Source organism: Pelagimonas sp. KU-00592-HH, assembly GCF_040369695.1.
Taxonomy (GTDB): domain Bacteria; phylum Pseudomonadota; class Alphaproteobacteria; order Rhodobacterales; family Rhodobacteraceae; genus Shimia.
Window position 1 is genome coordinate 781,276 of record NZ_BAABWM010000001.1, and the last position, 13,000, is coordinate 794,275.

Consider the following 13,000-nt stretch of genomic DNA (forward strand, 5'->3'; position numbering starts at 1 on the left):
AGAGAACAGTTGAAGAGGTCGGCGGGATCAAATGGCATCTCCATCCGCCAAAAGCCCCATGTCGCGCGCCAGTTCCAACTGGGCAAGGATCACGTCATATTTCGCATCCACGCCTTCCAGCGCACGGCGCACCGATTGTTCGTAGACGTTGACCACCTCTAGAACCGAGCGTTGGCCAGCCCGGAACTGGGCCTGGAACAGGCGATAGGTTTCCTGCCCCTGCTGCGCAAGGCGCTGCGCCTCGGCCTGCTGGCGTTGTTGGCTGGCGATACGCTGTTCCAGACGGCTCTGCTTGCGTGCAGCGTCTTCCCGCGCTTCGGCCACCTGACGCCGGGCGGTCTCTTTGCTGGCCTCAATCGCCTTCAGCTTGCCGCCGGTGCCAAGCCCGATGCCTGTCTCGCCCGAGGCTTCAAGTGTCGCAGAAGACCCGCTGTTGGAGACCGTACCGCTTGCGTTCAATCCCGGCAAAAGAGAGGCTCGCTGAATGGTCGCCTGCGCAACGCTGCGCTTGGCCTCGGCATCGGCCTTGAGCACCTCAAGCGGGGCACCACGTTCGTCAGGAAGACCCGCCAGAGCCGTCACTGGCTTACCGTCAAAACGGGTTCCGGTCATGGCCTCAAGTTCGGCAAGGGCCGCAGTTGCCTCATCCTTCGCGGTGTCCCGCATCGACAGGATCGACTGGGTCTTGTCCTCGACCATGCGCAGATCGCCAAGGTTCGAAACCCCGCCCGTCACGCGCCCTGCCACGATACGATTGAACGCGCGCATCTGGCGCATGGCCCCGTCTCCGACCTGCGCCTTTTCCTGCCCCCGCAAGGCAGTGACATAGAGCGAAAGCGCGGTGAACACGCGGTCATTCATATCCTGCGACAGGGTGACGGCGGCAACCTCGACGTCGGCCCAGGCAAATTCCCGTTCGGCCTTTTTGCGGCCGTGATCAAACAGCACCTGATCCACGACAAGGCTCGCCAGAACATCGCCAAGGCTCGTGAGGCTCACCACCGGGCCAATGGTGGGCAGCCAGTTCTTGTTCTCGGCCTCGGCCCGCAGCTTGGCCGTGCGCAACTTGGCCTCGGACGGCCGCGCGCCAGAGGCCAGGGCAACACGCGCCACATCGCCAAGCGCACTGTCTTCGGCTATCACCGAACGGCGCTGGATCAGGGCCGACAGGATTTCGGATTGCGGGGCCTCGGAAGAGGGTTCAAAGCTGCTGGTCCGGTGGCTAACTTCCTGCGGCGCCCGCCCCTGCAACGGCAAGGACAGGTTGCAACCGCCAAGCAGGGCAAATCCCAACAGAAGACATGCACCGCGTCGCAAAGTCATGTGGTTCGCCCCAAAGCCCAGTTTCCCAAGGGGCGCCACTGGCGCCCCGCTCCCTTGCGGGACATCAGATCACGACGTTGATGTCCTGATCGACGACCAGCGTGACGCCATCATCTCCAACGGTGTAGACATCATAGGCTTCCCCTTCGATATCAACCGTTTGCCCCGTCTTGACCGCGCCGGACACATTGACCTGATCGTCCGAGCCGCCGTGAATTGTCAGGCTGTCAGAGGTGTCGGACAGATCCTTGATCTGTGCCTCGGTCAGGGTCAGTGAGGTATCGGACGCATAGTCGAGTTCGATGCCTTCGATGTTGAACGCACCAAGCCCGGCATGGTCCAACGTGCCTGCGTTGGTCATGTTGTCGTCCAGCACAAGCAACGTGTCCGACTTGTTGCCGGCGCCATCCTCTGCCGAAACCACAAGATGCGTGCCATCTGACGCGGCCGGGTTCAGGACAAAGAGCGATTCATCTCCTGCCAGCGGCACCTCGGTCGTGGCAAGCGCACTGCTGCTGCCATCGCCATTCAGGGCGGTGATCGAGTAGTCTTCTTCGCTTCCCGTCAGAAGCGACACCGATGTAACGTCGTCGTCCGAGAAGGTCACCGACTGGACAACTGGGTTGGTGATCTCGGTATCAACCAGGAAGGTGGTCGACGAGGTCGCGGTGTTCCCGGCAAGGTCGGTCACCTGAAGGGTCGCCGTTGCCTCGTAGGTGCCCTCGGGCAGGCTGCCCGGCTCATAGGTCACCGACCAGTTGCCGTTGCTGTCCACGGTGGTGGTGCGCACGATGCCATCCACCGTGACGACGATATTCGCGCCCGGCTCGCTCGTACCGGTCAGGACAAGCCCGCTCTGGATCTGCTCGGCATTGACCGTGCCACCTGCAAAGCCCGAGGCCGTGACATCGATGTCGATCTGGGTGCTCGTGTCGACATGCAGGGTGCCCGACGTGGAGGCGACGTTTCCGGCCGCATCCGTCGCAATAACGGAGACCGGCGCGTCATATTCGCCTTGGGCAATGTCGGCCGCCGTAAAGGTCGCGGCCCAGCTTCCATCGCCGCCCGCAGTTACGGTGCGCGCGACACCGGCAAGGGTCACAACCACTTCGGCTCCCGGTTCACTAGTGCCGGTCAGGGTTACGCCGCTGGCCACCTCACCTGCATTGGCGATGTCATCGCCCCCTGCCTGCCCGGCATCGAGACCAACCGTCATCTCGGTGTCGACATGCAGGCTGCTGCTGCTGCTCGCGACGTTGCCTGCGGCATCGGTCGAAACGACTGTCACGGTGGTATCGTAAGTGCCCTGACGGATTTCGTTGGCGGCGAAGTCCGCCACCCAGGTGCCGTCTGCCCCGGCAGTGACAGTATGGGTGACACCTTCCAGAGTGACCTGAACCTGCGATCCCGCCTCGGCGGTTCCAGTGAGGGCAAAGCCGCTGCCCTGTTCACCGGCGTTGACGATGTTGTCGCCCACCTGAGTAGCGTCGATCCCGACGCTGGTTTCCGTATCCACGTGGATCGTGCCCGAGGTGGTCGAGACATTGCCCGCCGCGTCGGTCGAGGTGACACTGACCTGCGCCTCGTAGTCTCCCTGCGGGATTTCGCTGGCAAGATAGGTCGTCGTCCAGTTGCCGCTTGCGTCCGCAGTGACGGTATGTGTCACACCGTGCAGGGTGACCTGCACTTCGGCATTCGGCTCGGCCGTGCCATTCACCGCGAACCCCGCGTTCAATTCGCTCTGGTTCACGATGTTGTCCCCGGCAACCGGGGTCGAGAAGGTCACGCCGCCTTCGGTGTCCACATGAACGGTGAAGGTTTCGGTCGTGCTGTTGCCCGCCGCATCGGTTGCGGTGATCACGACTGCGCTGTCATAGGTGCCAGGGGCGATCTGAGAGGCGTCATAGGCCAGCGACCAGTTGCCGTCCGCGCCCACGGTAACCTCGCGGGTCAGGCCCTGAAATGTGACGCTCAAGGTCGTGCCGGCCTCGCCGAAACCATTCAGCTGCACACCGGCGGCGGCTTCATTGGCGTTGATCACGTCATCGCCCGCCGTGACGCCAAGGTCGACATCGGGGGCAACCGTGTCCACAACCAGAACGTCCGAAACCACGTTCACGTTGCCACGCGCGTCCGTTGTCGTGATGGTGACAACGGTTTCATACTCCCCCGTCGTGATTTCACTGGCGTCGAAGGTGACGCTCCAGCTGCCATCCTCCAGAACCGTTGTGCTGTGAGTTGCGCCGTTGATTTCGACGCTAACATTGGCCCCCGGCTCGCCGGTTCCGGTGATCACCGGGCCGTCGTTGTGTTCAACCGCGTTCACGATGTCAGACGTCGATTGCGTCCCGGACTGCACCGCGACATCGGGCGCAGTCGTATCGATGTCCACGGTCGGTCCCGTCAAGTCGTGGACGTCGCCAGAAGGATCGGTCACGGTTACCGAGGTCTGGTAGACCCCGTCGTCCGGCAGATCGACCCCAAGGAAGGTTGCGGTCCAGATACCGTCGTCGCCAATCGTGGTCGTCACGGTCTCGCCGCCGATTTCCACCACAACGTCCGACCCCGGCTCGCCAGTACCGGTCACGACGACATCCGAAGGGCCGGTGCCGCCGATGATCCGGTCGACATCAACATCATCCACCGTCGGCGTCGCGGGGCCACCGTCGCCACCCGGCACGATCGTGCTTGCGACGGCCGCCGCGCCCCCAATGCCCAGCAAGCTGCCCAGCCCGCCAATCACAGGGCCGCCAATCGGTGCAACCACCGGTTCGACGCGCTCGAGGTTGAGGAAGGTCAGCTCGTCATACTGGCTCCACTTCTCCGTCAGCGGGATCGCATCGAAACTGGCGACAAGCTGGCCGGCGTCGTCGTCCAGATCGACCTTGTGCAATTGGCCGCTTTTACTGAGAAAGAGTTCGCGCTCATCCGAAAGAGGGCCTTGGAAATACCCCTCGAGAACAACAATTTCGCCGTCCTGCGTCTGGATCACCAGATCGCCGCCCCGGCGTGAGATCACCTTCACCTCTTCGGGTGACAGGTTCAAAGACAATTCCTGTGCGTGGCGCGCCTCGACCGTACCATCAATCGCTTGACCGCGCACAACTACCCCGTCCGCACTGCGGACGGCAAATCCAATACCACTCATGACATTTCACCGCTCGATATATAGCGCTTTAACGCGCCTTTAATTGGAAAACTTTATACTTCTGCCTTCGAAAAAATACTAGATAGTTTTGTGCTATCCCTTCGCATCACCATATCTAGGCCGTCGAAAAGATGTCACACTTTCCACAATGGGTTGTGTCGCTAAATGGCGTCATTCACCCTGACGTGTAATCCTGCGCAAATCTCAAGGTGCTCGCCCCCGCGTTTGCGAGCGGCGCTCCGCCGCAAATCACCCTGATTTGCCCTAGGTCGTCTTGCCCAGAACTTCGCTATAGGCCTTGTAGTCCGCCAGCGACTCCGGATCGTGTTTCACCCCGGTGAAGCACTCCAGATAGCCGTCCAGACGCCCGATCCGTGCCTCCATTGGCTCGCGCACTTCCAAGGCGTGATAGCCAAGCTGCATGAAATACAGGATACGCCCGCGCACATCCGCTTCCTGCGCATCATAGCCGTGCCGCTCGAACATCTGCGCCAAGGCAGCGAGACGCGTTTTGTCGGCATTGTCGATCCGTTGGCGCACGGCCCCGTCACGGCGCGACCACTCCCGCACCGCGAAATCCAGCCCCTGATCGAACAGAGCAGGATCAATGAAGCAGCGAAAGAAATTGCAGACCGCCTCGGTGATGGTCTCGGCAGGCAGGGCGCAGTTGTCGACGATGGTCTTGGTGTTGCGTTCTTCCCAGTCGTCCAACAGCACCTCGAGAAGGTGTTTGCGGCTCTTGAAGTACCAGTAGAAACTCGAGCGCGACACCTCGAGACGCTCGCCCAGCGCAAGCACCTTCACTTCGGCCACCCCGTCACTGACCAGAACATCCCGCGCGACATTCAGCCAGTCTTCGCGGGTGACCTTCACGTGGCCGACAAGCGGATCCTTGTTGGGGTCGTCTCGGTGCAGCAGCGGGGTTACTCGTTTGGCCATGTCAACTCTCGGGTGGGGCGCCACCTTCGGCGGTACGCTTTGCCACAAAGGATTTCAATGCCTCAAGGCGGTTTTGGTCAATCTCCGGACGCGCGTCGGCGGCAACGATCTCCTTCCAGACCTGTGTCGCCCGTTGGTTCGCATCAAGACTGCCACGCTCTGTCCAGGTGCCAAAGTTGGCATAGTCATGCACGACCGGCTCGTAGAACTCGGTGTTGTAGCGCGCCATCGTCTGCGGTGCGGCAAAGAAATGGCCCTGCGGCTCAACCGCCTTCATCGCGGTTTCATATCCGATCTCGTCCTCGCCCGCCTGCGCCCCGGCGCAGAGTTCGGCAATCATGTTGAGAACCTCGGCATCGGTCACCAGTTTCTCATAAGACACACTCAACCCACCTTCGAGCCACCCTGCGGAGTGGATCACCACCGTCGCACCAGCCATCAGGCAGCCCCAAAGGCCCATCTGGTTCTCATTCGCGGCCTGAACGTCGTTGATATTTGCCGCCGACCCTGCCGCAGAGCGCCAGGGCAATCCGAGGAAGCGAGCCAGCTGTCCCGCCGCCAGCGACGCCTGAAAATGCGCGGGCGTGCCAAATGCCGGCGCACCAGACTTCATATCCACGTTCGACGTGAAGGTGCCGTAACAGACTGGCGCACCGGGCCTTGCCAACTGGGTCAGCGTCAGGGCCGCCAGCGCCTCGGCATGTGACAGGGTGATCGACCCCGCCACGGTGATCGGCGCCATCGCCCCCATCAGGGTGAACGGCGTGATGATCGACACCTGACCGTTGCGGGCAAAGTCAATCAGCCCCTGCGCCATCGGAATGTCCAGCGTACGGGGGCTGTTGGTGTTGATGATCGTGTAACAGTGCGGGTTGGCCATGAAGACGTCGTCGCTCAGCCCACGGAAATCGCGGATCATCTCGAAACTGTCCATCACCTGCGGCGTGCCACGCGAAAAGATGAAGGGGAACTTGTCCGTATAGGTCATCTGCGCCTGGGTGGTGAAATAGTGGCGCAGATGGACAGGGACGTCCTGGGGTTCGACTTGCGGCGAAATCATCTGGAACACGTCCAAATGATGGGTCAGTTGCAGGTACTCGATATAGTCCCGCTCACTGCCCGGCCGCCTGCCCCGTTCAAGATCGGTTGCATTGGGGGCCCCTGCGCCCGCCTGGAACACCAGACTGCCCAGCTCAAGGGTAATGTCACGCTCTCGCGCGCCGGCACGGCACTGGATCGAGCGCGGCGCAGAGGCCAGCGCCGCCTCGATCATGTCGCGCCCGATGAACACCATTTCACTGTCTTCATCGACCCGCGCGCCCCCGGCGGCATAGATCTTGCGCGCCTCCGCGTGCAGCACCTTCATGCCAAGCTCTTCCAGCATCCGAAGCGCGGTTTCGTGCATGTTCGCGATCTCGTCTTCCGAGAACACGTTCATCGGGGGAAAGGGATTGCGCAATTGGCGATAGTTTACCTCGCGCTTGACCTCGGGTGCCACATCCGCGCCCCCACGCCCCCGCCGTCGACGCCCGCGTGTTGAACCAGAGTTTTCCATGCTCATGACTTATCCTCGCATCGCCTTGCCTTGCGGATCATAGGGTGACGGCGCAATCACCCGCGCGGGCCGTTCCGCGCCCACGATATGCACGCTCAGTTCCGATCCTTCGCCCGCCACGTCGCTGTCGATCATGGCCATGGCCAGCGATTTGCCAACCGTGTGACCATAGCCGCCGGAGGTGACAAAACCCACACGCTTACCGTCTTTCCAGACAGGCTCGTACCCGCTGGCGTCCGCATCCACGGCATCCACCTCCAAGGTAACCACACGCTGGTTCGGGCCGTTGGACTCGCGCTCCTTCAGAGCTGCTGCGTGGCCAATGAAGTCGCCCTTGGTCCAGTCGATCCAGCGATCCATGCCGGTCTGGCCAGCGGTATAGCCTTGGGTGAATTCCGCGCTCCAGATGCCAAAGCTCTTCTCAAGACGCAGGCTCAGAAGGGCATTGAAGCCAACTTCTTTCATCCCGAACGCGGCCCCTGCCTCCAGAAGGGTTTCGCGCAAGGTGATGTGTTCTGCCGCCGAGCAATGGATTTCATAACCGAGTTCGCCCGCAACCGAGAGACGGCCCACCTTGCAGCGCAACATGCCGATATCGAAGGTGCCGCAACCCATGAACTTGAGGTCGCCGATGGGGCTTTCGGTGAGCGTCTCCAGCACCTTGAGGCTGTTGGGGCCGGACAGACTAAAGCCCACGGTCGCATCCGACAGATCACGTACAGCAACGCCCTCTCCCATATGGTCATGGAACCAGCGCATGTGCCATTCCCGCAGGTAGTAGCTGCCCATGATCCACCATGTGCCATCGCCCCAGTTGAAGACAGTCAGATCGCCCTTCATGCGGCCATCGTGGCCCAGCATCGGGGCAAGTTTAGCACGACCTGGCGCCGGGAGTGCGGAGGCCATGATGTTATCGAGCCAGGCTTCGGCGCCCTCGCCCGACACTTCGAAGCGGGAAAAGCCGGAAATGTCGAGCAGGCCCACCGCCTCGCGCACAGCCTTGCACTCGCCAGCGACGATATCGAAGGCGTTGGAGCGTTTGAGGGTCGGGGTTTCGACAAAATCCTCGGTGGGTGCGAAGTAGAGCGGCTGCTCCAGCCCATAGCCAACACCCCAGCGGCAGCCAGCGGCGGTCATGCCGTCATAGGCGGGGGCCTTCTTCAACGGGCGGCCCGCGGGCAATTGCTCGTTCGGATAGGTCATCACGAAACGGCGGGTGTAGAACTGGCCGGTGGTTTCCTTGATGAAGCGTTTGTTCTGGGCATAGTCACCGAAACGCGCGACATCCATGCCAAAGACATCCGCCTCGGGTTCGCCGTGGATCATCCATTCGGCCAGCGATTTGCCAACCCCGCCGCCCTGAAGGAAGCCCGCCATCACGCCACAGGCGCACCAATACCCCGGCTTGCCGCGCACCGGACCAACCAGCGGGTTGCCATCCGGTGCAAAGGTAAAGGCACCGTTGACCCAGGTCTTCACCCCGACCTCCTGCAAGGCCGGATAGCGTTCAAACCCAAGGATCAGCTCTTTCTCGATGCGGTCCGGATCTTCCTGTTGCAGCTCGAACCCATATTCCCACGGCGCGCCATCCACCATCCAGTGTTCGTGGTCGATCTCGTAGATGCCAAGAAGGATGCCTTTCTGATCCTGCCGCATATAGGTGAACCCTTCGAGGTCGACGGTCATCGGCACTTCGAAATCAAGCTGTTCCAACTCGGGGATGGTGTCGGAAATCAGATAGTGGTGGTTGAGCGGCGATACCGGAAGTTCGATACCCGCCATGCGCCCAACCTGCTTGGCCCAAAGGCCTGCCGCGTTCACCACGTTCTCGGCGTGGATCGTGCCCTTCTCGGTCACAACTTTCCAGCCACCCTCGACCTGATGCAGTTCCAGAACGCGGTTGTGCTCAATCACTTCCGCCCCGCGTTTCTTGGCCGCGCCGGCATAGGCATGTACGGTGCCGGTGGTGTCGACATAGCCTTCCCGGTCGGCCCACATACCGCCGATGATGCCGTCGGTCGACATGATCGGGCAGAGCTCCTTGGCTTCCTGCGGCGTGATCAGGCGACAGTCGTCGATGCCGATCGACTGGAAGGTGCGATAGGCCGACTGCAGCCATTCCCAACGGTCCGGCGTGCCTGCCAGCGTCATACCGCCAGTCATGTGCATCCCCACGGACTGGCCGCTTTCCTTTTCGATCTCGGACAAGAGATCGATGGTATAGGCCTGAAGCGAGGCAATGTTGGGATCGGCGTTCAGCGCGTGAAAGCCGCCCGCCGCGTGCCAGCTCGAACCTGCGGTAAGGACCGAACGTTCGATCAGGCAGACATCGGTCCAGCCGAACTTGGCCAAGTGATACAGAACGGACGCGCCGACGACGCCACCGCCAATGACAACTGCACGATAATGCGACTTCATGATCTCTCTCCCTGATCCGATGGGTCTCGCAACGCGTCGCGCCCGAAACTGGACAACTCTGTCCAATTGTATCCGCGATTCTGGACATTCCTGTCCACACTTTTCTGACACGCACCTGAAATTGTGATTCTTGACGGGGGTGAGCGCAGTGATTTTCTCGACTGGCGCTAGGTGTTCAGCGAAACTGGCCTAGGCGCGAGCACGCATCGGGCACACGGATTTCCGACGGTTAGAATGCTCAGAACTCACCAACGTCACCCAAAAGGAAAATGCCTTCAAAACCGGATTAACATACTGAAATTATTACTACTTCAATAGCTCCCAAACTCACTTCGCAACCGTTCATCCAACACGGAACGGCTCATTCACACCCCATTCAAACCCCTCGCAAGCCCCCGCACCCCCCCCTTGCCGAAGCCAAATTCATCTCCTATGACTTGAGGCACGCAGGGGAGTCCCGCCTATGGGACTGAGAGGCTGAAGTTGGTCGGAGCGATCCGATCTAGGTGACGCGACCCTTTGAACCTGACCCAGTTGATGCTGGCGTAGGAAGCTAGGTGCGCTCACCCGCGGGATCTGTACACCCAAGGGCGGCGTTGACCGAACAAGGGGGCCGTACACCCTCTGTTTCCCAGCCTTTCCTCAATTGGTGTCTTTTTGAGTAGACCACTTGAGGAGCGCCAAAATGAACGTCCCCAACCCCAAGATCACCACGGGTGAACTGCCCGCGTCGCGCAAGATTTACGTGCCGGGCGACATCCACGCCGACATTCGCGTGCCAATGCGCGAGATTTCCGTGCATCCCACCGCGGGCGAGCCGCCTCTGCCCGTCTATGATAGCTCGGGACCCTACACCGATCCCGACATCCTCACCGACATCCGGCAGGGTCTCGAACCACTGCGCCGCGCATGGATCGACGCCCGCGCCGACGTCGAGGCCTACACCGGCCGCGCCGTCAAACCGGAAGACAACGGATTTGTCGAAGGCGACCGCCTGACCCCTGAATTCCCCTCCATCCGCCCGCCCCTGCGCGGCAAGGATGGCGCCGCCGTGACCCAGCTCGCCTATGCCCGCGCCGGTATCATCACGCCGGAAATGGAATTCGTGGCGATCCGCGAGAACCAGCTGCGCGAAACCGCCCCCTGCCACCGCGACGGAAACGACTGGGGCGCGAACATCCCCGACTATGTCACGCCCGAATTCGTGCGCAGCGAAATCGCCGCGGGCCGCGCGATCATTCCCGCCAACATCAACCACCCCGAATCCGAGCCGATGATCATCGGCCGCAACTTCCTTGTGAAGATCAATGCCAACATGGGCACCTCTGCCGTCACCTCAAGCATGGAGGAAGAGGTCGACAAGATGGTTTGGGCGATCCGCTGGGGCGCCGATACCGTGATGGACCTGTCGACGGGGCGCAACATCCACAACACCCGCGAATGGATCATCCGCAACAGCCCCGTGCCCATCGGCACCGTGCCGCTCTATCAGGCGCTGGAAAAGGTGAACGGCATCGCCGAAGACCTGACCTGGGAAGTGTTCCGCGACACGCTAATCGAACAGGCCGAACAGGGTGTCGACTATTTCACCATCCACGCGGGCGTGCGCCTGCACATGGTGCCGATGACCGCCACCCGCGTCACCGGCATCGTCTCGCGCGGCGGGTCGATCATGGCCAAGTGGTGCCTGCATCACCACAAGGAAAGCTTTCTCTACGAGCATTTCGAGGAAATCTGCGACATCTGCCGCAAGTACGACGTGAGCTTTTCGCTTGGTGACGGCCTGCGGCCCGGTTCGATTGCCGATGCCAACGACGCGGCCCAGTTCGCCGAGCTGGAAACCCTTGGCGAGTTGACCAAGATCGCATGGGCCAAGGACTGCCAGGTGATGATCGAGGGGCCGGGCCACGTGGCCATGCACAAGATCAAGGAGAACATGGACAAGCAGCTCGAGTGCTGCCACGAAGCCCCGTTCTACACGCTTGGGCCGCTGACCACCGATATCGCGCCGGGCTATGACCACATCACCTCCGGTATCGGCGCGGCGATGATCGGTTGGTTCGGCTGTGCCATGCTGTGTTACGTGACGCCCAAGGAACACCTTGGCCTGCCGGATCGTGACGACGTGAAAACCGGCGTGATCACCTACAAGATCGCCGCCCATGCCGCCGATCTGGCCAAGGGTCTGCCGGGTGCCCAGCGCCGCGATGATGCGCTGTCGCGCGCCCGTTTCGAATTCCGCTGGGAGGACCAGTTCAACCTCTCTCTCGATCCCGACACCGCGCGTGAATTCCATGACCAGACCCTGCCGAAACAGGCCCATAAGGTCGCTCATTTCTGTTCGATGTGCGGGCCGAAGTTCTGCTCGATGCGGATCAGCCACGACATCCGCGCCGAAGCCCAGAAGGAAGGCATGGAGGCCATGGCCGCCAAGTTCCGTGAGGGCGGAGAGCTTTATGTGCCGCTTGCGGAGGACGAGGCATGATCACCATCGCGGGGGCCGGCGTTGCCGGCCTCGCCTGTGCCTATGAACTGGCCAGACGCGGCGCGGCGGTCACGATCTACGAGGCAGGTGCTGCCCCCTCTGACAACCTAAGCTCTTGGTTTGCCGGCGGCATGCTGGCCCCGTGGTGCGAAGGCGAAACCGCCGAACCAGAGGTCGTCCGCCTTGGTCAGGGCGCGATCACGTGGTGGGAGCAGATCACCCCTGTCACCAAGCGCGGCACTCTCGTGGTTGCGCCGCCCCGCGACCGTGCCGAACTGACCCGTTTTGCCCGCCGCACAGAGGCCCACCGCACCGTGGACAGCGCGGAAATCGCCACGCTTGAACCTGCGCTGCAAGGGCGGTTCACCTCGGGGCTGTTCTTTGCAGACGAGGCGCATCTTGATCCGCGCAGGGCGCTTCTGGACCTCACCAGCACTGTTCAGGAAATGGGTGTCTCGATCCTCTACGACACCCCCGCGCCCCCGACCGTTGATGTCGATTGTCGTGGCATGGCGTCCTCCCTGCCCGGCCTGCGCCCCATCCGGGGGGAAATGGCGGTGATCGAGGCACCAGAGGTCGAGATCACGCGAACCCTGCGGTTGTTGCACCCACGTATCCCGCTATACCTCGTGCCGCGTGGCGACGGGGTCTACATGATCGGCGCGACCATGATCGAAAGCGGGGCCTGGACCCCCATCACGGTTCGCTCGCTCCTTGAACTTCTGGGCGCGGCCTTTGCGCTCCACCCCGCCCTGGCAGAGGCCAGCGTGATCGAAACCGGTGTCGGCCTGCGCCCCGCCTTTGACGACAACATCCCCCGTCTGACCCATGTTGGCGAGACCACCCATGTGAACGGCCTCTACCGCCACGGCTTTCTCATCGCACCGGCCCTGGCGACCCAACTGGCACAGCACTTCTTTCAGGAACATTCCGATGAACATTCTCGTCAACGCAGAACCGCGTGACATTACCTCCGCGACCCTCGCCGAGGCTCTGGCCGAGCTGGGCTTTGACAGCCCCGCCATCGCCACCGCCATCAACGGCCAGTTTGTCGCCCGCGACGCCCGCCCCACGACCCCGCTTGCCGAAGGCGACCGGCTGGAAGTGCTGGCGCCGATGCAGGGGGGATGAC

At 61.9% G+C, this 13,000-nt stretch carries 8 protein-coding genes and 1 riboswitch; of the genes, 3 read left to right on the forward strand and 5 right to left on the reverse strand.

What is annotated here, in order from left to right; genetic code table 11:
* Nucleotides 1–27: 27 nt before the first annotated feature.
* The 5 genes from ABWV42_RS03915 to ABWV42_RS03935 form a co-directional block, all read right to left on the reverse strand.
* Entirely contained in the window at nt 28–1,323 is a 1,296-nt protein-coding gene (locus tag ABWV42_RS03915) for a TolC family protein (RefSeq protein ID WP_353338961.1), read from the reverse strand.
* 64 nt (nt 1,324–1,387) lie between these two features.
* A complete protein-coding gene (locus ABWV42_RS03920; protein ID WP_353338962.1) occupies nt 1,388–4,471 on the reverse strand; it encodes an Ig-like domain-containing protein in 3,084 nt (1,027 codons plus the stop codon).
* A 264-nt stretch (nt 4,472–4,735) separates the two neighbouring features.
* A complete protein-coding gene (locus ABWV42_RS03925) occupies nt 4,736–5,410 on the reverse strand; it encodes a TetR/AcrR family transcriptional regulator (protein WP_353338963.1) in 675 nt (224 codons plus the stop codon).
* 1 nt (nt 5,411) lies between these two features.
* On the reverse strand, nt 5,412–6,971 hold the full coding sequence (locus tag ABWV42_RS03930) for a trimethylamine methyltransferase family protein (RefSeq protein ID WP_353338964.1): 1,560 nt from the start codon (nt 6,969–6,971) through the stop codon (nt 5,412–5,414).
* Nucleotides 6,972–6,974: 3 nt separating this feature from the next.
* Nucleotides 6,975–9,383 carry a GcvT family protein gene (locus ABWV42_RS03935; RefSeq protein ID WP_353338965.1) on the reverse strand — a complete coding sequence of 803 codons (2,409 nt, stop codon included), beginning with the start codon at nt 9,381–9,383 and terminating at the stop codon, nt 6,975–6,977.
* Between the two features lie 438 nt (nt 9,384–9,821).
* A riboswitch (TPP riboswitch) is annotated at nt 9,822–9,952 on the forward strand.
* A 116-nt stretch (nt 9,953–10,068) separates the two neighbouring features.
* On the opposite strand from ABWV42_RS03935, the gene thiC reads away from it, so the two are divergent.
* Genes thiC through thiS form a run of 3 tightly spaced genes read left to right on the forward strand, consistent with a single transcriptional unit; the run spans nt 10,069 to nt 12,999 of the window.
* Nucleotides 10,069–11,868 carry a phosphomethylpyrimidine synthase ThiC gene (gene thiC, locus ABWV42_RS03940; protein WP_353338966.1) on the forward strand — a complete coding sequence of 600 codons (1,800 nt, stop codon included), beginning with the start codon at nt 10,069–10,071 and terminating at the stop codon, nt 11,866–11,868.
* Complete coding sequence (locus ABWV42_RS03945) at nt 11,865–12,833, forward strand: FAD-dependent oxidoreductase (protein WP_353338967.1); 969 nt, start codon at nt 11,865–11,867, stop codon at nt 12,831–12,833. The genes thiC and ABWV42_RS03945 overlap by 4 nt, the downstream gene beginning before the upstream one ends.
* Nucleotides 12,802–12,999, forward strand: coding sequence for a sulfur carrier protein ThiS (gene thiS / locus ABWV42_RS03950; RefSeq protein ID WP_353338968.1), 198 nt, complete (start codon nt 12,802–12,804; stop codon nt 12,997–12,999). Before ABWV42_RS03945 ends, thiS begins: the two co-directional genes overlap by 32 nt.
* Nucleotide 13,000 lies beyond the last annotated feature (1 nt).

Excerpts from the sequence above, each read along its gene's own strand:
- ABWV42_RS03915 (WP_353338961.1), bottom strand. The coding sequence starts at position 1,323 with ATGACTTTGCGACGCGGTGCATGTCTTCTGTTGGGATTTGCCCTGCTT.
- ABWV42_RS03920 (WP_353338962.1), bottom strand. The coding sequence starts at position 4,471 with ATGAGTGGTATTGGATTTGCCGTCCGCAGTGCGGACGGGGTAGTTGTG.
- ABWV42_RS03925 (WP_353338963.1), bottom strand. The coding sequence starts at position 5,410 with ATGGCCAAACGAGTAACCCCGCTGCTGCACCGAGACGACCCCAACAAG.
- ABWV42_RS03930 (WP_353338964.1), bottom strand. The coding sequence starts at position 6,971 with ATGAGCATGGAAAACTCTGGTTCAACACGCGGGCGTCGACGGCGGGGG.
- ABWV42_RS03935 (WP_353338965.1), bottom strand. The coding sequence starts at position 9,383 with ATGAAGTCGCATTATCGTGCAGTTGTCATTGGCGGTGGCGTCGTCGGC.
- thiC (WP_353338966.1), top strand. The coding sequence starts at position 10,069 with ATGAACGTCCCCAACCCCAAGATCACCACGGGTGAACTGCCCGCGTCG.
- ABWV42_RS03945 (WP_353338967.1), top strand. The coding sequence starts at position 11,865 with ATGATCACCATCGCGGGGGCCGGCGTTGCCGGCCTCGCCTGTGCCTAT.
- thiS (WP_353338968.1), top strand. The coding sequence starts at position 12,802 with ATGAACATTCTCGTCAACGCAGAACCGCGTGACATTACCTCCGCGACC.